The organism is Bradyrhizobium sp. AUGA SZCCT0182, from assembly GCF_018130185.1.
Classification (GTDB): Bacteria; Pseudomonadota; Alphaproteobacteria; order Rhizobiales; family Xanthobacteraceae; genus Bradyrhizobium.
The window spans coordinates 104,355-124,825 of record NZ_JAFCLY010000023.1; the positions used below are offsets into that span (position 1 = coordinate 104,355).

The window sequence follows — 20,471 nt, forward strand, 5'->3', positions numbered from 1 at the left end:
CTGCTAAAACTAGCATCCCGGATGCGCCTAGTTCGGCGCAAGTCCGGCCTCGCGTATAATCGCTGCGTTCTCTTCGAATTCCTTTTTCTGGAAGCTCGCAAAGCCCTCCGGACTGGCGGAGCCCCGGAGCTCTAAACCCTCCTTGCCGAGTGCCTGTTGCAGCGACTTGTCCCCTATCACCGATTGGATCGCCGCGTGCAGCTTTGTCACGACGGCTACAGGGGTTTTCGCGGGTGCGAAGAGGCCAAACCATCCAACCGAATCCAATCCCTTGAGGCCAAGTTCGTTGGCTGCCGGAATATCCGGCATGACGGAGGAGCGCTCCGCGCTCGTTGCGCACAGCGCTACAAGTGCACCTGAGTTGACATGCGGCAGGATCGTAGGCGGCGTTCCGATGATCATCGGAATGTTGCCACCCAGAACGGCGGTAACGGTCTCAGCGCCGCCCTTGAAGGGAATATTGACAAGCTTGATCCCGGCGATTTTGGAGATCTGGACGGCCGGTATCTGGAAGCCGACGTTGGAAGTACCGTAGAACACGCCATCACGCTCGCCTTTTGCTTTCGCCAGGAATTCTGCCCAGTTCTTCACGCCATACCCGGCTGATACGGCCACCAGACTCGAATTCGTTGTAACCTGGGAAATCGGCGCAAGCGCCGTCAGTGGATCATACGATAATTTCAGCATCGTCGGCGCGATCACCTGGGAGACGTTCGCGCCGAGAAAAAGCGTATGTCCGTCCGGTTCGGCGCGCAGGGCCTGGACGGCCGCCAGTGTCGAAGATGCGCCAGGAACGTTCTCGATCAGGTGCTTGGCACCCAATACCGCATCGAGGCGATGCGCAAATTGGCGCATCGTCAAATCGGCTGAGCCGCCCGGAGGGAATCCGACAAGAAAACGGATGATTTTCGTTGGGTACTGCTGCGCGCGCGAGGCGGTGGGCAATGCGGCGGCGGCAGCGGTTGAAATCGAGTATTGCAGGAAGCGGCGTCGGTTCATTTTCTTTCCTCCAGTCGTCCCGGCGGCCGTACTTCGTTTTTTCCGGGTATCCAGGCCGCGCCGCCGCTTTTTTCAAGGCATAGCATAGGCCACCGGCTCCCTGCTATTCTCCCGCCATGACATCGCGCGAGTCCGCCGTTTCCGAAATCACGCCCGAGGTGCTGCTGCGCGCCTATGCCTGCGGGATATTCCCGATGGCCGAAAGCGCCGATGACCCCACCCTGTTCTGGGTCGAGCCGGAAATGCGCGGGGTGATCCCGCTCGAAGGCTTTCGCATCGCCTCGCGGCTTGCGCGCACCGTGCGTTCTGACGCCTTCACCGTCACCGTCGACACCGCCTTCAAGGCGGTCATTGCCGGCTGCGCGGCGCCGCAAGCCGGGCGCGACGACACCTGGATCAACAAGCGGATCCGCGATCTCTATGTCGGACTGCACCAGATCGGGCACTGCCACAGCGTCGAGGTCTGGCAGAACGACGATCTGGTCGGCGGCCTATATGGCGTCAGCCTCGGCCGCGCCTTCTTCGGCGAGAGCATGTTCCACACCGTCAGAGACGCCTCAAAGGTGGCGCTGGTCCATCTGGTGGCGCGGTTGATCGCGGGAGGGTTTGAGCTGCTCGACACCCAATACGTCACGGAGCATTTGAAGAGCTTTGGCGCGGTCGAAATTTCCAGGCGCCGCTACCGCGCGATGCTCGACAGGGCGATCGCGGGCGAGCCCGCGGACTTTTTGAAGTTGCCCTCCGATGGGCCGGTCGGCGGCGCCGACGCGCTGGCGATCATCGCGGCGCGCGGCTGAAGACCTGTCCTCATTGGGATTGTGACATCAGTCACAGCCCCTCCCCGCGACCTCTCTTATCCCTGTTTGCACGGCTGGTGGGAATGCTCCGCCTCCGACAACGACAGGGATCGCTCAGATGAGCAACGCGCTGCAAGCGGCACTGGCGGCCGAGCCCGTCGAAAACTCCGCCGCGGACGGCGGCGCCGAACTGGCCGTTACCAGCGCGCCGCCCCCGCTCAGCTTCATCATGCCGGCCCGGTTGCCGCCGCCGCTGCCCAAGCGCCCGGCGCAGAACGTCATCGCGCGGCACTGGCGCGGCGAACTCTCGCTGCCGCGCTCATACTGGATCAATTATGTGGTGCTGGGCACCAGCTTCGGGCTTGCGTCCAGCGTTCTGGGCGCTGCGATCAACCCACGCGTTGGCGAACAGCCGGTGCGCTGGCTGATCTCGCACGGCCTGACCTGGACCGCGATCATCCTGTTCACCATCTGGGGCGCGATCGGCGTCTGGCGCGCGGCGACCGCCTACCGACGCGCAGGAAAGCGCTTCTGGGGCACCGCCGCCAAGGCGACCATGGCGCTCGGCGCTCTCCACCTCGTTTACAGTGTCTACTACGTCGCGATTCCGCAGGGCCTCGGCATCTACGAGATCGCGGCTGGCGATGCGCGCCTCGCGTCACACCAGTTCAAGGTGCTGAACAATGGCGCCATGCTGGATTTCTCCGGAGGTATCTCGTTCGGCACGGCGAAGGAGTTCGAGACCATTCTGAAGGCGATGGACAATGTGCGCACCGTGCGGCTGAACTCGAACGGCGGGCGCGTCGCGGAGGCGCAGAAGATCTCCGACCTGATCAAGGCGCGAGGCCTGTCGACCTACGTTACCCATCAATGCGCTTCCGCCTGCACCATCATGTTCCTCGGCGGCAAGCAGCGTTATCTGCACGCGAACGCACGGCTCGGCTTCCACCAGCCTTACTTCCGCGGCATGACCGCGAACGAACAGCGCATCTCGATTGCCCGCGAGCAGTCACGCCTCGAGAAGTTCGGCCTCAGCGCCGCCTTCGCCGAACGTGCCAACAGCGCAGGTCCCTCGGGCATGTGGTTTCCCGAACAGAGCGAATTGCTGCGCGAGCGCGTGGTGACGTCGATCTTCAACCCGCAGCCGCCGAAGCCGGTGGCCGCCGCGGCGCCGGCGCCATCCGCTCCCGCTTCACGTAGCGTGCCCGTGCTGCCGAAGACGCAGGCGGCCTATCAGGGGACGCCGCTATAAGGGATTGCGGCGCCTGCCCGATCCCGGCTGAGAAGATTCGCCTTGGCGTATGTCGCTGGCATCGACGAGAACCGATGCGCCGAGGACGCCGCCTAATTCCCGAACAATCCACCAAACAGCCCACCGGGCCGTTGTTGCTGCGGCGGTGGCGGCGGCGGTTGCTGCTGGAACTGCGGCTGCGGCGGCAGCCCCGACGGCGGCGGACGCGGCGCGGCCTGCTTCGGCGCCGGCGGGCGCTTGGCGGCAGGCGGCGGCGGAGCCGGCTTCGGCAGTTCAGGCTGCGCGCTGACGATGGTCTGGTCGGGGACTTTGCAGTCGGTCAGCCAGATATCGTAGACCGGGTGCTCGACGCCGTGCAGCCCGGGGCTCGCGGCGTACATCCAGCCCGAGAAGATCCGCTTCACCTCGCCCTGCAGCGTGATCTCGTCGACCTCGACAAAGGCGTCGGTATTGGCGGCTTCCGTGGACGGGCGCGTGTAGCAGGCCGACGTCTTCACGCGCAGCGCGCCGAACTGCACCGTCTCGCCGATGTCCTCGTCGAAATTGATGATCCGGCCGGTGATCTTGTCGAGGCCGGAGAAGCTGGCCTTCTTGTTGGTAACCTTCGATGCCGGCGGCTCGGACACCACCTCATCCCCCGGCTGCAGGCTGGCGGAGGCCGGCGGGACGGGTCCTTTGGGCTGGCGCTGCCCCGGTGGCAGGCCCGGCTGCGCATTGGCCGCGGGCGGCACGGCGCCCGGCGCACCTGGCTGCGGCGGCGTTACCGCGATCCCCGGCTGGGTATTCTGTGGAACGACGGTGGTGCCGGGCGGCGGCGCCAGGGGCTGGGTCTGCACGCTTCCGGGCGGAGGTACGCCCTGCCCCGGAGCGGGGCGGTTTGGCGTCGGCAGCAGCCGGCCGCGCGGCAATTCGGGCACTTCCTCGTCGTCGTCGAGTTGCTGCTGTTGCTGCTGCTGGTTGCCACGCGGGATCGCGCCTGGCGGCCGCAGCGGCGGATCGGAAAAAATATTGCCGATCTGCGCGCGCGCGGGTGGCGCAAGCGAGATTGTCGAGGCGGCCACCAGGGCCGCAATACCAGTCAGGGCAATGGTTCGAAACATCTCGCGGCTTTAAAGGGCGAATCGGGCTCGCGACATAGTACAATCTTATCCGCCGCTCGCGTGCCTACCGGTTAACACGCTGAATACGGCGGGTTGATGGTATCGAGCAAAAATGTAGCGTTTTCAAGCGACTTGGTACCGTCTCTGACCACTATTTACCATCCTTTTGCATGGGTTTCTGACACCAATCTGACACCGGATTACAGTCTGGAGCCTTGGATCGCCCCGGATTGAGCGTCAATGAGGGAGAGAGGCGCGCTAATCCGACACCGGGTCTCGACCAAGTTATCGGTCGGGAAATGATGAATTTCTGAAACGTCCCTGTAGAGTAGGGAAGTCGGGAGAGAGACAACTGAGTCGAGCGCTAAGATCGCCCGATTGACATTTGATGGAAACGCGAGCGACTGGCGGATAATGCGCATTTCAGTGACCGATTTTCGGTGCTTCCATATAGCGAACGACATAAACGTTCGCCCTATCAACATTCTGGTAGGGGAAAACAGTGCCGGGAAATCTTCGTTTCTATCGGCGGTCCGATTTCTTCTCGATCTATTCCGCGAAGATGCAAAAGCCACCTTCAATAGAGATCCGTTCTATCTTGGATCGTATGAGCAAATTGCACACTATCGCGGCGGGCGCTTTGGAAGAGCCAAGGAATTTGGTTTCTCGTTCACAGACCGAGTAGACCTACCACATCTAGAAAGACGCCAGCGACTTTTTGATCGCATAGACCTTGTCGAGCAGCTTCCAGAAGAGCAGTCAACCGACATTTCATTCTTCAACAACAGGTCACAACCGGCTATCTCAGATATTACGTTCAAGTGCGGTCCTTTTGGTTTCAGTGCATCCCTAAAAGATCAAATCTCATTAAAGATTTTTGGTCCTGGGATAGTCCTTGATATCCCAACTAAACGTGTCCGCGGCTACGATCCGCTAATTTACGACTTATCTTTCGTGGAATTCCTGATTAGAGACGGTCGTTTCTTATTGCGGGGGCCAGACGCCGATAGATCACCGCACGATACTTTGCTCGGTTTTGTTTACGACCTCTATCAGTCGGCGAAACGGACTTTACCAAGAGAGGTCGTTGCTTCCGCACCCGTGCGATCGAAGCCTTCCCGGACCTATAATCCCGGTGAGTCGATCCCCGCGGCAGACGGTGAACACATTCCATTCGTGCTTTCTCAAATCAAAGAGTTCGACAAAGAGCTGTGGACTGAGGTTGCACGAACTCTCACCCAGTTTGGAAAGGCGTCGGGATTGTTTGAAGCGGTCAACGTCAAGCGGCTCTCGAACACCGAAAGCGGTCCGTTTCAATTAGTCGTTTCTTCGGGAGGCTCAAAGTCGAACATCATCGACGTGGGGTACGGAGTTAGTCAGTGTCTTCCTATTTTAACTGATCTAATTCGGGCACCTGCACGATCACTGTTTTTGCTGCAACAGCCAGAGGTCCATCTACATCCTAAGGCGCAAGCCGAACTTGCAACGTTTTTTACCCAGATCGTAAAGCGGAAACACCACACATTATTTGTCGAAACGCACAGCGATCATTTGATCGATAGAATGAGAACAGAGGCTAGGGATGGAGCGTTCAGGCCAGAAGATATTTCCATCCTATACTTTCACCGGAAAGGGCACGACGTAAAAATTCATTCGTTAACGCTCGATGGAAAAGGAAACATACAAGGCGCCCCTCCGAGCTATCGGCAGTTTTTTCTCACAGAGGAACTAAGGTCGTTGGGGGTCAAATCGTAATGTGCATAATTATTGACGCGAATGCGGCCAACGAAATCACCTCAAATTCGCCGGACGCAGTTCCTGTTCTCAAGCGAGTTATGGGCGGTAAACTACGGATCGTAGCCGGTCAGCAGCTAAAAATCGAATTACTAAAAACACCCTTTAGAACTTTGTATAAACAATTATTGCTCGCAGGAAGATTTTCAGAGTTTTCCGATGCCGAGGTCTCCGCGGCACAAGCACACCCTTGCGTACAGCACTGCATTTCAAACGATCAACACGTGATAGCGCTGGCTCGCGCGTCTGGCGCGCGAATATTGTTTTCCAAAGACGAACCCCTTCATGCTGATTTCAAAAACAAAGCAATGATCGATCAGCCGAGAGGCAAAATATACACCTGCAAAGACCACGAACGTGTTTTGGATGAGACAGTTTGCGCATGCTGACAGCCAAGTTCTTGCGAATGTACCCATAAAGGATCATCCCCCGACACGGCGCGTAACACATCCGACCACGTCGGGAGGTTGCAATTCTTAAACAAATAAACCTCGTTGAATAACTGACACCGCTTGACACCAAGCTGACTATAAGTTTTTGATTTTGTTAGATAAATTCTACCCGACTCTTTCCGGCGGGGAAAGGGCGGTTACCCCCGTCGCGGGGACGGGCTTCGCCCGCTCCGGGGCCACTGGTCAGCCCCTGCCACAAATGAAATAGTCGGTTTCGATCAGCTTTCGCGCGGGTTGCCGTCGCGAAAACCATGAAAATCCGGGACAACCGGACGAGCCAGAGGAAATCCCAGACATGACCGATCGAATTCGCCTGGACGGCCGGGTCGCCGTCGTCACCGGTGCGGCCGGGGTCATCGGAACCGCCACCATCAAGCTATTGGCCGAGCGCGGGGCGCGCATTGTCGCCGTCGACCGCAAGGAGGCCGACCTCAAGGCGGCCATCAAGGACCTGCCGGCCTCCGCCGAGGCGCTCGCGATCGCCGCCGACGTCACCCAGGAGGACGAGGTCGCCGACTATGTCCGCGCCAGCGTCGACAAATTCGGCACCATCGACGCCTTCTACAACAACGCCGGCATCGAGGGCGACATCAAGCCGATCCCGCAATATTCGCTGGAGAGCTTTCGCCGCGTGCTCGACGTCAACGTGGTCGGCGTCTTCCTCGGTATGAAGCATGTGCTGCCGGTGATGCTCAAACAGAACAAGGGCAGCATCATCAACACCGCCTCGATCGCCGGCCTGATGGGATCGCCCTACATCGCCGTCTACAGCGCCAGCAAGCATGCGGTGATCGGGCTCACCAAGACCGCGGCCTGGGAATGCACGGGCACCGGCGTCCGCGTCAATTGCGTCTGCCCGGGCCTGATCGACAGCCGGATGCTGTCGACGATCTATCAGGGGCGCAACGGCGGCAATGCCCCGATGCCGATCGAAAAGATGGTCGACCGGATTCCGGCGCGGCGGCTCGGACATGCTTCCGAGGTCGCCTCCGTCGTGGCGTTCCTGGCGTCCGATGAAGCCAGCTACGTCACCGGCTCTTCCTACACCGTCGACGGCGGCCGCACCGCCGCCTAGCATTCGTCATTCGCGAAGCGAGTGAACTATGATGTGCAATTGCACATCTGAGAATCTCGAGATTCCGGGTTCGATGCTTCGCATCGCCCCGGAATGACAACTCAAAACACCAGAGGTTTTCGCTCTCATGCCCGTCGTTCTCGATCCCGATGCCGCCGCCGTCTACAAGGCCTTCCAGGAAGCCGGCCGCCCCCCTTACGAGTCGGGAACACCGACCCAGGCCCGTGCGATGTATCTGGCCGCCCGCCCCGTCGCCAATCCCGAACCGCCGGAACTGGAATCCGCAGAACCGCTCTCAATCCCCGCCCCGCATGGCGCGATCGCGGCCCGCATCTACACGCCGAAGACGCTGCGAAAGACCGGCGGCCTTGCGCCCTGCCTGGTGTTCTATCACGGCGGCGGCTGGGTGATCGGCGATCTCGATTCCCACGACGTGGTCTGCCGCAAGCTCGCGCATGAAGGCGAGTTGATCGTGATATCGATCGACTACCGCCTCGCCCCCGAGCACAAATTTCCCGCCGCTGTCGACGACGCCGTCACGGCGGTGAAATGGATCGCGGCCAATGCGAAAGACCTCGGCATCGACGCGTCACGCGTCATGGTCGGCGGCGACTCGGCCGGCGGCAATCTCGCGGCCGTCGTTGCGCTCGCGGCGCGTGACGGCGATGGACCCAAGCTCGCCGGCCAGGTACTGATCTATCCCGCGACGGATTTTGCGATGAAGCACCCCTCGCACAGCGAACCCGAGACCAGCATTCTGCTGACGCACTCCGTCATCAAATGGTTCTGCAACCACTATCTCAGCGGCGCTGCCGACGTCGATAATTGGCAGGCTTCACCGGCGCGTGCGCAGACGCTGGCCGGATTGCCGCCGGCCTATGTGCTGACCGCCGGCGGCGATCCGCTGCGCGACGAAGGCGACGAATACGCCGCACGGTTGAAGCAGGCCGGCGTGCTCGTGACCTACAAGCACTTCGCCGGCCAGTTCCACGGCTTCTTCACCATGGGCAAGCTGTTGCCGCAGGCCAACGTCGCGGCCACCGATATCGCGAACTGGATGAAGGCGCTGAATTGACAAACTCGCTCGTGCGACGGAATTGACGGCAACCATGCTCATCTTCGGCATACCCGTCGACTTCATCCTGTTCGCGCTCACGCTGCTCGGCGTCGCGCTGTTTCATCGCCACACCCTGCCCGTCGCGTTGACGGGGCTTGCGGCCATCATCCTCTACAAGCTGACCTTCACCGGCTTCAAATACGGCGCCGGCCTTGGTGGCCTCGGCCACCACATGGCGCATGAATGGGTGACGCTGGCCAATCTGTTCCTGCTGCTGATGGGATTTGCGCTGCTGTCGCGGCATTTCGAGGAGAGCCGGATTCCCCAGGAGATGCCGGCGCTGCTGCCGGACGACTGGAAGGGCGGCGTCATCCTCCTGGGGCTGGTGTTCGTGCTGTCCAGCTTCCTCGACAATATCGCTGCCGCATTGATCGGCGGCACCGTGGCGCGCAGTGTTTTCCAGGGCAAGGTCCATATCGGCTATCTCGCGGCCATCGTCGCGGCCTCGAATGCGGGAGGCGCCGGCAGCGTCGTCGGCGACACCACCACGACGATGATGTGGATTGCCGGGGTCAGCCCCCTCGCCGTCGTCGAGGCCTATATTGCCGCCATCGCCGCGATGCTGATCTTCGCCGTGCCCGCGTCGCTGCAGCAGCAGCGCTATTCGCCGATCGTCAAGAATCCGCCGAGCGGCCTGAAGGTCGACACGATCAGGGTGCTGATCGTCGCCGCCATTCTCATTGCGGCGCTGGCCGCCAACATCACCGCCAATCTGAAATTCCCGGCTCTGCTCGACATCCTTCCCGTGCTCGGCATCGCGGTCTGGGTGGTGATCCTTTCAACCGCGGCGTTGCGCAAGCCGGACTGGTCGGTGATGCCCGAAACCTTCAAGGGCACCATCTTCCTGCTGGCGCTGGTGACGGCGGCATCGATGATGCCGGTCGAGAAACTCCCCGCCGCCTCGTGGCCGACGACGCTCGGACTCGGCTTCGTCTCCGCGGTGTTCGACAATATTCCGCTGACCGCGCTCGCGCTGAAACAGGGCGGTTATGATTGGGGCTATCTCGCCTACGCCGTCGGCTTCGGAGGATCGATGATGTGGTTCGGCTCGTCCGCAGGCGTCGCCCTGGCGAACATGTACCCGGAGGCAAAATCTGTCGGGCGATGGATCACCCAGGGCTGGCCGATCGCGGTCGCCTATGTCGTTGGATTTTTCGTCATGCTTGCCGTGCTCGGCTGGCATCCCGACGCGCCGCATTAGCGGAGAGCGCAAGAACCAGCTGCCACGCCGCATCGCGCGCTATCCCTCGGGAATCGGGTGTCGGCGGAGTCTTCAATCTGCGAGACAACACTGCAACCGCGCACCCGCGCCTGTCGGTGAAGGCCTCGCTGTTGCAATGGAGTATCCAATGAATTCGGAAAACCAGGCGAAGCGAAATCCATTCGGCGTCATGGACGTCCCCGATCCCAACGACGCTGACGTGGCGCAGTTCGCCGGCAGCGCGACACTGGAAGGATCCGCGGAAGATGTGAACGCGGCGAGCTGGGGCACGGCTGACGGCACCAGCCGGTCCGGCACAATCGAAGGCCATTGGTCGAGCCGCTGGAACGGCGGCGCCGATCCCACCATCGCCTGCGATTCCGCCGACAAATGGAAACAGGGGCAAGGCGAAGCGAGAATGGTAGCAGATCGCGTCTATCTCTATTTCGACTGGGATTCCGGCGCACGCAAAGGATTGATCGATGCCAAGCGCCAAGGCCCGCAGCGGCTGGTCGGAAAGTACATCAACCTCACCAGCCCGGCGATCACTCGTCCCTGGATCGGCAGAATCGTGGACGACAGGCGGATCGACGGCCGCTTTCCGGAGGGACGCCTGGATTTCCGCAGATAGGGGCGTCTATTCCGCTCGCGCCGTGTGACGCCGCTGACGTGGCAGGCGCCGCCGGGTCACCCCGACGGAGCCAAATCCAATCTGCAAAGGTCAGTTTGACTTAGCGACCACCGCCGCCACCACCACCACCGCCACCACCACCGCCACCAGCATTCAACATGGCGTCGTTGTAGCGGGGATCGTTGTATTTCATGTAGGCCGGGCTGCTGTCACGGCGACCGGCAGTCGGTCGCGCACGATTCTGCTCCTGGGGAGTGTAGGTGACTCCACAACCCCACTGCCCCGGCGCGCAATGCGTATCCAGGAAAATGAACGCGTTGGCGCTGGTCGTTCCCATCGCACCCATTGCCAGGAACGCAACGGAAGCGGCCGCGAAGAGTCTCGATTTCACCGACATCTGAATCTCCATTGTCCGGTTTTTGCGAAACCGTCATGGCCCGCATACCCTTTCGACGGCACGAGGTGCAGGGCGGTTCAGTGCGAGGCTTTCAAAAATTTCTGCCCGCCGGGATGAACCTGACGTCCGGTACCGCGACGCGCCCTTGTCGGGAGAGCGACAAGATCACCCCGCGCGTGCCGCCCGCCGCAGCGATTGCGGCGGCTGGCCGAAGGCGCGGATGAAGGCGCGGCGCATCCGTTCCGGATCGCGAAAGCCGGTGGTCTCGGCAACGCGTTCAATCGCCTCGCTGGACGACTGCACGCGCTGCCGCGCCACCTCGATCCGCAACCGCTCGACCGCCTTTGAGGGCGTGGTGCCGGTCTCGGCAATGAAAGCGCGGGTGAAATGCCGCGAACTCATGCCGGCCTGCTCGGCCATGTCCTCCACCGTGAGCGGCGCATCGAGATGTTCGCGCGCCCAGGCCAGCAACGGTCCGAACCGTCCGGTCGGCGACTTCAATTCCAGCAGCGACGAGAATTGCGACTGGCCGCCGCTGCGGCGGTGGTACAGCACGAGCTGCTTTGCGGTTCGCTGCGCGATCTCGTCACCGTAATCCTCGACGACCATCGCGAGCGCCAGATCGATGCCCGCTGATATCCCCGCAGAGGTCCAGACATTGCCGTCGCGTGTGTAGATCCGATCGGCTTCCAGCTTCACTTTCGGATAGGCCGACACGAAGTGCCGCGTGCGCTGCCAATGCGTGGTGGCGCGGCGTCCGTCGAGCAGGCCGGCCTCCGCCAGAACGTAAGCGCCGGAGCAAACGCTGGCGACGCGGACGCCGCGCCTGGCCAACGCACGCACGAAAGCCAGCGTCTTCGGACAGGGCGCCGCCGTTCGCACGCCCTCGCCGCCCGCCACGATCAAGGTCGTGATCGCGTTGGAAGGTTTGAAGCCACGCGCCAGCATCTCGACGCCGGAGGTGCTGCGCACCGGACCCGGCGTCGCCGCCAAAGTCCTGATCGCAGGCGCCGCACCTGCGAAGCGCGCGGCGATTTCGAACACCGAAATCGGCCCCGCGGCATCGAGCAACTGAAAGTCCGGAAAGATCAGCACACCGATCATTTGAGGTTATGTCCTTAAATGAGGGAAATATGGCATTTCTGACAACAAGCCACCATGTCAGGATGCACGGGTCAAGTGAAATCAGGGAGGTCCTCATGTCGGCGCCGCTTCAGATCGGTCTCGTGTTGTTTCCAAAGGTGACCCAGCTCGATTTCACAGGGCCGCTGCAGGTGTTCTCCAGCGTGCCGGGCGCACAGGTGCATCTGATCTGGAAGCGCACCGAGCCTGTGCCCAGCGACTCCGTCCTGACGATCACGCCGACGGTGACCTTTGCGGATTGCCCGCAGCTCGACGTCATCTGCGTGCCCGGCGGTTTCGGCACCGACGACATGGTCAATGACGAGGAGATGCTGGCATTCCTGCGCAAGCAGGCCGAGGGCGCCAAATACATCACCTCGGTCTGCACGGGATCGCTGGTGCTGGGTGCGGCCGGCCTGCTGAAAGGATATCGCGCGGCGACGCACTGGACCGCGATGGATTTTCTCTCCGCGTTCGGTGCGACGCCGACCAGGACCCGCGTCTGCGTCGACCGCAACCGCGTCACCGGCGGCGGCGTCACCGCAGGGATCGATTTCGCGCTGACGCTGGTGTCGCTGCTGGTCGACCGGCGGACCGCGGAAGCGATCCAGCTCCGGCTCGAATATAACCCGGCGCCGCCGTTCAACTCAGGCTCGCCCGACACCGCGCCGCCGGAAATCCTCGCGCTGATGAAGGAGCGGATGGCGACGGCGCAGCTCCGCCGCGGCGAAATGATCGGCCGCGCCGCCGCAAGGATGACGTGACGGACGGCCGGAAAAATGATGCTCATCGGGGTTAATCGCTCGCCATTCACCCGCCGCGTGGCCATCACGCTCAGGGCTTACGGGATACCGTACGAGCAGCTGCCAATCTCCGGCTTCAATGATCGCGCCGAGGTGCGAGCCTCCAATCCACTCGGTCGCATCCCGGCGCTGGTGCTCGATGATGGCGACGTGCTGGTCGATAGCAGTGCTATCGTCGACCATCTCGATGAGACCTTCGGTGGCGACCGCGCATTAACGCCCGCTGCGGGATCCGACCGACGGGCCGTCCTGAAGGTTGCGGCGATCATGATGGGCGCGTGCGACAAGGGACTTCAGGCCGCTTACGAGCGCAACCACCATCCTCCCGAGAAGCAACATCAACCTTGGTTCGACGATTGCGTGGCACAGATGACGAATGCACTGGCAGCGGTCGATGTCATGATCGTACCAGACACGCCTTATTTGCTGCTCGGTCGTTTGACCCAAGCGGACGTGACGGCATTTGTAGCCGAACGGCTCGCGCGTGGCGTGGGAATCGATACGGACAAGGCAATGCCGCGCCTGCGCGCCTTGACCAGGAAGCTCGCGGACGAGTCACCTTTTCGAACGACCGAGCCCTGACGCCGCGGCCTCATCGCCTGCCAGCAGCCTCGTTGAGCGCAAACCTGGCTTCATCAGTCATGCAAAAAAGAAAAAGGCCGCCTGGTTGCCCAGACGGCCTTTCCTTTCCTACGGCGGCGCCACATTGACGGGCGATTTCAGAACCTCTGCACCGGGGGCCTATCTCCCAGCCGTATCCTGATCGGGTGCCGCTGCTCATCGGGACAGTCGCGAACTGGAGCCCGAACCGTACGCGATGGTTTCCCATCTCCGTAAGATGGGTTCATTGAACGGCGAACGGGGCAAGTGCGCAAGCATGCAGCAGCCGGTGTCCCCGCTGTTCCCGTTATTCACAGGCGAACGACGCATCCGCGCTCACGACGCGTGCCATGCCACACGGTCGTCCGCGCTCAACATAACGGTGGATCAGCTGTCTATCAGCTTCCCGGCGTCCAGGGCTGGTAGTCGCCGGTCGCCTTCGGACGGCGGCCGCTCGCCAGCGTCGAGCCGGATGGACGGTAGGCAGCCGATGTGCCGGTCAGGTTCGGCTGGTGCGGCTTTTCCCACTCGCGCGGGGTGTACGTCTCTTCGGTCGGGGCGACATCGACGGTGTGATGCAGCCAGCCGTGCCATGACGGCGGCACCCTCGTCGCTTCGGCATAGCCGTTGTAGACCACCCAGCGCCGCTGAAAGCCGAGCGTCGGATCGATCTTGCCGCCCTTGGTGCGATAATAGGTGTTGCCCTGCTCGTCCTGGCCGACCAGTTCGCCGAAGCGCCACGTCCACAACTGGGTGCCGAAGGTCTGGCCGTTCCACCAGGTGAATATTTTGAGCAGAAACAGCTTCATGAGGGCTCGGCCGGTTCGAGAAGGCTGAGCCGGTGATGCCATCGGCGCGCCCGATTGTCCAGACGCGATCGCCAATTACGGCCAGACCCCGCCGGGCCTTGGCCAGACCGTGGCGTGTCCGTCTTTGCGCCCGTTTTTGGCGTCCAATTGTCGCGGAATCAGAACGATCCGTTCATTTGGCATACAGTTCCTGCCTGACAGGTTCAGCGCTGCGCACGATCCGTGCGCTGGCTCGGGAACGCCTTTCTCCTGAAATGGTTAGGTCCGTATCCCGGAGATGGAGCCGACAATGATCAGTTTGAAAGTTTTATGTTCTGCCGCAGCGATCGCGGCACTCGTTGCACCGACCGTGCTGCCCAACCCAAGCTTCGCGCAAGCCCCGCCTAGCGCCGGGGGTGGCGGCGGAGGCGGTGGTGGCGGCCGCGGCGGTGGCGGCGGAGCCGCAATCGGTGGTGGTGGTGGCGGCGGAGCGGCTATCGGTGGCGGCGGCGGTGGTTTCCGCGGTGGCGGCGGCGGAGCGGTGATTGGTGGCGGTGGCGGCGGCTTCCGCGGCGGTGGCGGGGCGCCCCCACCGATGGCAGGCGGCATTCGTGGTGGCGGCGGCGGCGGCGTCATCGGCGGCGGTGTGGCCCCCGGCCCGAGGTTTAGCGGCGGCGGCGGCGGCGGCGTCTATCAAGGCGGCGGCTATCGCCATCGCCATCGCCACGGCGGTTTCTACCCCGGTTTCGCGGCCGGCGCCGTTATCGGCAGCGGGCTTGGCTATTACGGCAGCAGCTACGGCTACTACAACGATCCCTACTACTACGGCGACGAATATGCCGATGACGGCGTGGTGGCGGTGGTCCCCGGCGGCGACGATGTCGCTTACTGCAGGCAGCGCTACCGTTCCTATGATGTGCGGTCGAGAACCTATCTCGGCAATGACGGGCTGCGGCACCCCTGCCCGTAACGCTGGCCTGACGGCGTGAATTCCAAAGTGAACTCCGAGAGCGGCGCATTCCGTGCGCCGCTCTTTTCATGCGCGCAACGCCACCGCGACGCCGCCGAGCGTGATCACCAGGGCTGCGACCTCGCGCAAGCCCAGCGGCTCATTCAGCATGGCCGCCGCCGCCACCACGCCGACCACCGGTACCAGAAGGGTGCCGATCGACGCGGTCGCCGCCGGCAGCCGCTCCAGCGCTGCGAACCAGCAGACGTAGCACAGGCAAAACTGGATCAGCGTGATGTACACCATCGACGCCCAGCCGATCCCTGAGAGCGCCGCTAGCTGAGGCTGTTCGACGGCGAGCCCGATGATCGCGATCGGAAGGCAGCCGAGGCCGATCTGCCAGGCGGCCAGTGACAGCGGCGGCATCGCAAGCGGAAAATGCTTGGTCAGCACGGTGCCAAGCCCGACGCAGACGGCGCCCGCCAGGGCGCACAGGATTCCCGGCAGCTTCTCGACGCTGGCGTCGAAGCCATTGCCGCCGATCAGCACCGCAATGCCGGCCAGCGCGACCGTCAAGGAAAGGGCACGCAGCAGCGACAGCCGTTCGCCGAGGATCGGCCACGCCAGAAACGCCACCCAGACCGGGATCGAGATGCCGAGCACCGCAGCCTCGCTGGCACTCAGCCACAGCAATGCGAGCCCCATGAACGCAACCCAGCCGCCGAGCGACAACGTGGAAACCAGCAACAGCCGCAGCCACATTCCCCTGGGAACGCGCAGCGTCTCCTGCCGCGTCAGCGCGATCAACGCGAGGGCTGCAGCACCGACGATGCCGCACAGGCCGCGCGACGACAGCGGCGGCCATTCCGTCAGCAGATGTTTCATGATCGGGAAATTGAGGCCCCAGCCCACCGAGGCTATCGACAGGACGACGAGGCCGAGCGGCGACATTCGGGGACGACCCGCTGGGCGATGTATGGACACGGCGGGTTAGATCCGGAACCGGGGACGCATTTGTTCTAGTTCTGACACAGACTACCGAATTCGCCTCTAGGCAAATCTTATATGCACTCTATCATACAGACGGCTAGTCAACGTTCCGACTTAATCCTCGTCAGGGGTTTTGCGAGTCGCCGACTGCAGCCCGAGCAAAAGGAATCCTCGTGCCGCGCGTTCTCGTGGTCGATGACGACCCGATGGTTTGCGTTGCCATCGAAGTTTGTCTGCACAGCCAGGGTTTCGAGGTCACCATTGCCGATGGTGGTGAGGCCGGGATGCAGGCGCTCGAAGCGTCCGATTTCGACGTGATGCTGATCGACGTCTTCATGCCGCACATGCACGGGTTTGAATCAATTCGGACGTTCCATGAGCGCCGGCCGGAGGTTCCGATCATTGCGATGTCGGGCTACGCCTTCGCCAATACCGACCGGGCGCCCGATTTGCTGCGGTTGACCATCGAACTCGGCGCGGCATGCTGCCTGCGCAAGCCGTTCACGCCCAACGCGCTGTTGACCAGCGTCCGCGAATGCCTCACGAAACCGGTACAGTCTGCGCGCCTCTCGAAAAGATGAAAATAAAAGCGTCAATGCTCTCGCAGCGTATCATCCTTGGAATCGGCCTCGCGATCCTCATCCTTATCGGTGCTGCCTCCATTGGTCTCGACCTGAAGTCGCGGGCCGATACGGCTGCCGTCGACCATGCCCTGGAAGTGCTGAAGAGGATCTCGGACATCCGGCCGCTGTTGCGCCGCGCCGAAAGTGCTGCGCGCGGCTTTGCGCTCACCGGCAACCCGGACTTCGTGAAGGAATATAACGAGTCCAGTGACGCAATCCTGCCGGCCTTCGATGACCTGATCAAGACCATCGAGGGCAATCCCGGCCAAACCCAGCTGCTCGAGGAAGCCAAGGCCCAGGTGGCTCGCCAGATTGTGACGGGCGGCGAGTTGATCAGGCTCAAGAATGCGGGCGACCAGACGAGAATCGCCGCATTGCTGGCCAATGACGAGGACCGCAAGGCGACGGAGACGATCGGCGAAAATCTGGCAAAGACCGTCGCCGAAGAGCGAAGGCGTCTCACGCTCCGGCGTACCCAGTCCGAAGCCAACGGCGGCTTCCTGCTGGCGGTTGACCTGGCTTGCGTGCTGCTGATCCTGATCCTTGCGACCGTCCTCACGCGCTCGACCGGCAGGTCACGCCGTGAGTTGCAGGACTCCCTCACTGCAACCAAGGCCACCAACGAGGCGCTGGAGGCCGCGGTCGCGGAACGCACCGGGCACCTGGTCACGGCCCACGAGGAACTCCGGCATTCGACCGAAGTGATGCAGAGCACCTTTCACAGCATGGCCGAGGCGGTGCTTGTCATCGACACCAAAGGCCGCGTGCTGCTCTCCAACCCGGCTGCGGAAAAGATGCTGCGCTACCGTCCGGGCATGACCGTGGAACTGCTGCGGCAGCTGAGCACCGTCTTTCGTGCCGACGGCGTCACGCCGCTGCCCACCCGGGAGATGCCGGCGGCGCGTGCGTTGCGCGGCGAGGAGTTCGACGCCACCGAAATCGTGGTGCGGCCCAAGAGCGGCAACGCGCCGGTTCACCTCGTCATCAGCGGCCGGCCGCTGCGCGACGCATCGCGCGCCATCAGCGGCGCGGCGTTGCTCTATCATGACATCACCGCGACGCGCGAAATCGAGCGCAAGCTGCAGCAATCGCAAAAACTCGACGCCATCGGCAAACTGACCGGCGGCGTCGCCCACGATTTCAACAACATGCTGACCGTCATCACCGGCACCACCGAAAGGCTGGTCGGCGCACTCGAGGACCAGCCGGCGCTGCGGAAAACCGCCGAGCTGATCGACGTGGCAGCGGAACGCTGCATCGAGCTGATCCAGCATCTTTTGGCGTTCGCGCGCCGGCAACCGCTTCAGCCGCGCAATATCGACGTCAACGGCACCGTCCTCGACATCGCCAAGCTGCTGCGCCCTACCCTCGGCGAACACATCGAGATCGACTCGATCCTCGAGCCGGAGGTTGCGGCCGCGCATATCGATCCCTCGCAGCTGGCGAACTCGCTGCTCAACATGGCGATCAATGCCCGCGATGCGATGCCCGAAGGCGGCAAGCTGTTGCTGGAGACCCGCAACGTCGTGCTCGACGAGGCCTATGCGCAGGCCAATCCCGACGTGCTGCCCGGCCCGTACGTGATGCTGGCGGTCAGCGACACCGGCACCGGCATGTCCAAGGAGATCCAGGACAAGGTGTTCGAGCCGTTCTTCACCACCAAGGAAGTCGGCAAGGGTACCGGCCTCGGCATGAGCATGGTCTACGGCTTCGTCAAGCAGTCCGGCGGCCACATCCGGATCTACAGCGAGGAAGGCCACGGCACCACGATCAAGCTTTATCTGCCGCCCGCCCGCAGCCAGGCGCCGGCGGCCGTGGTTGCGGCCGCGCCACTGGTCGGCGGCGCCGAAACCATCCTGGTGGTGGAGGACGATGATCTGGTGCGCAACTTCGTCACCACGCAGTTGCAGACCCTCGGCTACCAGACCCTCGATACATCGGACGGCCCTTCGGCGCTGCAGGCCGTGAAAAACGGATTGCCGTTCGACCTTTTGTTCACCGACGTGATCCTGCCCAACGGCATGTCCGGCAGGCAGCTCGCCGACGAAGTCGTCAAACACCGGCCCGGTATAAGAGTGCTGTATACCTCTGGATATACCGACAACGCGATCGTGCACCAGGGGCGGCTCGACCCCGGCGTCTTGCTGCTGAGCAAACCCTATCGCAAGTCGCAGCTGGCAAAAATGATCCGCCAGGCGCTGGACTAGAGTTTTGGTTCTGATTGAATCATAACCGAAGCTCCAGACTCTTGTTTTGACGCGCGTATTTCTACCGCAGATGCGTCTACGCAATCTGCGTAAACTTATTTGCTGTGCGAACCGGTATCCTCTTCGCTCGAAAACGCTCCAGGCGCGGACTCGTTACCGCGTAGCCCGGAACGAATCGTACCACCTGGCGCTTGAATCCCGGTTCTGTTGTGCGTGGCAACCATGAACTGAGAGGCGAAAATGTTCCTGATGGGGCTTGGCGCGCTGCTCGTTCTCGGCGGAGTCTTGTACATGGCGCGCACTGCTATTTGGCGGGGATCGCTTAGCGGCCCGGACTCCTCCCGGCCGGTTCGCGGCACTCTGGAGCCGCCACGGCGCAGCCTCCGATTCCTGGGGCTGGGAACGAACTGGCCGGGCATTCTCCTTATGGTGATCGGTGCAATTCTGTTGGTGTCGGGGTCCGGTTTCTAGCCTCGCCACGGGTGCACTTGCAAACAATGAACAGCGCCGCGCCGCGGCATCAAAGTCGAACCAGTGAAGTGCGGATTGCAGTCCTTCAAATGACCCAAAGGCCCCGGAGCGATCCGGGGCCTTTTTGTTCGATCAGCGTTGGCTAGTGGGATTGAGCGGAGTGTACAGCATTCATCAACAACACACCAAAAAGAAGGACCAGATAGAGCATCGAAAACACGAACAGGCGACGAGCGGGCCGCCTTTCCTTGCCGTCGTCGCTCCGACGTAGTTGCCATGAGAGAAAAATCATGATCGCTCCAAGCATCGCTGCAGCCGCGCCATAGATGGCGCCCGCAAACCCCAGCGCCCAGGGTGTCAGCGAGATCGGAGCCAGAACAACGCTATAGAGAAGAATCTGGCGCTTTGTTTCGGCCTTGCCCGCTACGACCGGCAACATCGGCACCCCGGCTCTGGCATATTCTCCGGCAAGATTGAGCGACAATGCCCAGAAGTGGGGTGGCGTCCACAGGAAGATGATCAGGAACAGGCTGAGCGGTTCGAGCCCGACACTTCCCGTGGCCGCAACCCAGCCGATCACCGGAGGGAGTGCACCAGCCGCACCGCCAATGACGATATTCTGCGGTGTTCGGCGTTTGAGCCACATCGTGTAGACGACGACATAGAAGAAAATTGTGAAAGCCAGCAGCGCAGCCGCGGCCATGTTCAGCAAAGTGCCGAGGGCCAGGATGGCGCACATTCCAAGCGTCAATCCGAAAACCAATGCTTCCGAGCGCGATACACGGCCGCTGGGAATCGGACGCATGGCGGTACGCGCCATCACCGCATCGATGTCGGCGTCGTACCACATATTGAGCGCACCTGCGGCGCCAGCCCCGGCGGCTATGCAAAGAAGAGCAACGGCACCGGCGAAGGGATCGATGTCGCCTGGCGCGACCATAAGACCAACCAGTGCGGTAAAGACGACCAGCGACATAACGCGCGGTTTCGTCAGCGCGACATAGTCCCCGATGCTGGCGTAGCTCCCGCGAAGGAGAATCGAACGATTGATCTGCATGAGATTAATGCCTCCTCTTGCCGGCGACGTGGCGACGTCTGCGTCG

The 20,471-nt window shown here is 62.3% G+C and carries 20 protein-coding genes; 13 read left to right on the forward strand and 7 right to left on the reverse strand.

Features of this window, described 5'->3' with window-relative positions; translation table 11 throughout:
• Positions 1 to 27: 27 nt before the first annotated feature.
• Positions 28 to 999, reverse strand: coding sequence for a tripartite tricarboxylate transporter substrate binding protein (locus JQ611_RS23680; RefSeq protein WP_212261985.1), 972 nt, complete (start codon positions 997 to 999; stop codon positions 28 to 30).
• 116 nt (positions 1,000 to 1,115) lie between these two features.
• Here JQ611_RS23680 and aat point away from each other — a divergent pair, with 116 nt between their 5' ends.
• Both aat and JQ611_RS23690 read left to right on the forward strand, forming a co-directional pair.
• Positions 1,116 to 1,796 (forward strand): leucyl/phenylalanyl-tRNA--protein transferase, encoded by a 681-nt coding sequence (aat, locus tag JQ611_RS23685; protein ID WP_212261988.1) that lies wholly within the window; start codon positions 1,116 to 1,118, stop codon positions 1,794 to 1,796.
• A gap of 118 nt (positions 1,797 to 1,914) precedes the next feature.
• The gene (locus JQ611_RS23690; protein WP_212466752.1) at positions 1,915 to 3,048 is read left to right on the forward strand and encodes an ATP-dependent Clp protease proteolytic subunit; all 1,134 of its coding nucleotides are present in this window, start codon (positions 1,915 to 1,917) and stop codon (positions 3,046 to 3,048) included.
• A gap of 92 nt (positions 3,049 to 3,140) precedes the next feature.
• Here the strand turns inward: JQ611_RS23690 and JQ611_RS23695 are convergent, their stop codons facing one another.
• The gene (locus JQ611_RS23695) at positions 3,141 to 4,148 is read right to left on the reverse strand and encodes a DUF2155 domain-containing protein (protein WP_212261994.1); all 1,008 of its coding nucleotides are present in this window, start codon (positions 4,146 to 4,148) and stop codon (positions 3,141 to 3,143) included.
• Positions 4,149 to 4,526: 378 nt separating this feature from the next.
• Between JQ611_RS23695 and JQ611_RS23700 the strand changes: the two genes are divergently transcribed.
• The 6 genes from JQ611_RS23700 to JQ611_RS23725 all read left to right on the forward strand — a co-directional run bounded on the left by JQ611_RS23700 (position 4,527) and on the right by JQ611_RS23725 (position 10,418).
• Positions 4,527 to 5,903 carry an AAA family ATPase gene (locus JQ611_RS23700; protein WP_212466753.1) on the forward strand — a complete coding sequence of 459 codons (1,377 nt, stop codon included), beginning with the start codon at positions 4,527 to 4,529 and terminating at the stop codon, positions 5,901 to 5,903.
• A complete protein-coding gene (locus JQ611_RS23705) occupies positions 5,903 to 6,331 on the forward strand; it encodes a hypothetical protein (RefSeq protein ID WP_212466754.1) in 429 nt (142 codons plus the stop codon). Before JQ611_RS23700 ends, JQ611_RS23705 begins: the two co-directional genes overlap by 1 nt.
• 358 nt (positions 6,332 to 6,689) lie before the next feature.
• Positions 6,690 to 7,469 (forward strand): SDR family NAD(P)-dependent oxidoreductase, encoded by a 780-nt coding sequence (locus JQ611_RS23710; RefSeq protein WP_212414049.1) that lies wholly within the window; start codon positions 6,690 to 6,692, stop codon positions 7,467 to 7,469.
• Between the two features lie 127 nt (positions 7,470 to 7,596).
• Positions 7,597 to 8,544 carry an alpha/beta hydrolase gene (locus JQ611_RS23715; protein WP_212466755.1) on the forward strand — a complete coding sequence of 316 codons (948 nt, stop codon included), beginning with the start codon at positions 7,597 to 7,599 and terminating at the stop codon, positions 8,542 to 8,544.
• Positions 8,545 to 8,578: 34 nt separating this feature from the next.
• A complete protein-coding gene (locus tag JQ611_RS23720; protein ID WP_312012125.1) occupies positions 8,579 to 9,787 on the forward strand; it encodes a citrate transporter in 1,209 nt (402 codons plus the stop codon).
• Positions 9,788 to 9,935: 148 nt separating this feature from the next.
• Positions 9,936 to 10,418 carry a hypothetical protein gene (locus JQ611_RS23725; protein WP_212466757.1) on the forward strand — a complete coding sequence of 161 codons (483 nt, stop codon included), beginning with the start codon at positions 9,936 to 9,938 and terminating at the stop codon, positions 10,416 to 10,418.
• Between the two features lie 100 nt (positions 10,419 to 10,518).
• Here the strand turns inward: JQ611_RS23725 and JQ611_RS23730 are convergent, their stop codons facing one another.
• Positions 10,519 to 10,815, reverse strand: a complete 297-nt coding sequence (locus tag JQ611_RS23730) for a hypothetical protein (protein ID WP_212389684.1) — start codon at positions 10,813 to 10,815, stop codon at positions 10,519 to 10,521.
• Positions 10,816 to 10,980: 165 nt separating this feature from the next.
• On the reverse strand, positions 10,981 to 11,919 hold the full coding sequence (locus JQ611_RS23735; RefSeq protein ID WP_212466758.1) for a GlxA family transcriptional regulator: 939 nt from the start codon (positions 11,917 to 11,919) through the stop codon (positions 10,981 to 10,983).
• Positions 11,920 to 12,014: 95 nt separating this feature from the next.
• Here JQ611_RS23735 and JQ611_RS23740 point away from each other — a divergent pair, with 95 nt between their 5' ends.
• Together JQ611_RS23740 and JQ611_RS23745 are read left to right on the forward strand one after the other, a co-directional pair.
• Entirely contained in the window at positions 12,015 to 12,701 is a 687-nt protein-coding gene (locus tag JQ611_RS23740) for a DJ-1/PfpI family protein (RefSeq protein ID WP_212389682.1), read from the forward strand.
• A gap of 15 nt (positions 12,702 to 12,716) precedes the next feature.
• Positions 12,717 to 13,322, forward strand: a complete 606-nt coding sequence (locus JQ611_RS23745; protein WP_212466759.1) for a glutathione S-transferase family protein — start codon at positions 12,717 to 12,719, stop codon at positions 13,320 to 13,322.
• A gap of 416 nt (positions 13,323 to 13,738) precedes the next feature.
• Here JQ611_RS23745 and JQ611_RS23750 read toward each other — a convergent pair whose 3' ends face one another.
• Positions 13,739 to 14,149 carry an NADH:ubiquinone oxidoreductase subunit NDUFA12 gene (locus tag JQ611_RS23750; RefSeq protein ID WP_212206654.1) on the reverse strand — a complete coding sequence of 137 codons (411 nt, stop codon included), beginning with the start codon at positions 14,147 to 14,149 and terminating at the stop codon, positions 13,739 to 13,741.
• Positions 14,150 to 14,438: 289 nt separating this feature from the next.
• Between JQ611_RS23750 and JQ611_RS23755 the strand changes: the two genes are divergently transcribed.
• Positions 14,439 to 15,098, forward strand: a complete 660-nt coding sequence (locus tag JQ611_RS23755; protein ID WP_212466760.1) for a BA14K family protein — start codon at positions 14,439 to 14,441, stop codon at positions 15,096 to 15,098.
• 66 nt (positions 15,099 to 15,164) lie between these two features.
• Here the strand turns inward: JQ611_RS23755 and JQ611_RS23760 are convergent, their stop codons facing one another.
• A complete protein-coding gene (locus tag JQ611_RS23760) occupies positions 15,165 to 16,028 on the reverse strand; it encodes a DMT family transporter (protein WP_212262022.1) in 864 nt (287 codons plus the stop codon).
• Between the two features lie 212 nt (positions 16,029 to 16,240).
• Between JQ611_RS23760 and JQ611_RS23765 the strand changes: the two genes are divergently transcribed.
• Positions 16,241 to 16,648, forward strand: a complete 408-nt coding sequence (locus JQ611_RS23765) for a response regulator (protein ID WP_212262025.1) — start codon at positions 16,241 to 16,243, stop codon at positions 16,646 to 16,648.
• 14 nt (positions 16,649 to 16,662) lie between these two features.
• Entirely contained in the window at positions 16,663 to 18,897 is a 2,235-nt protein-coding gene (locus JQ611_RS23770; protein ID WP_212262027.1) for a CHASE3 domain-containing protein, read from the forward strand.
• Between the two features lie 613 nt (positions 18,898 to 19,510).
• Here the strand turns inward: JQ611_RS23770 and JQ611_RS23775 are convergent.
• On the reverse strand, positions 19,511 to 20,425 hold the full coding sequence (locus tag JQ611_RS23775; RefSeq protein ID WP_212466761.1) for a heme o synthase: 915 nt from the start codon (positions 20,423 to 20,425) through the stop codon (positions 19,511 to 19,513).
• Positions 20,426 to 20,471: the final 46 nt, after the last annotated feature.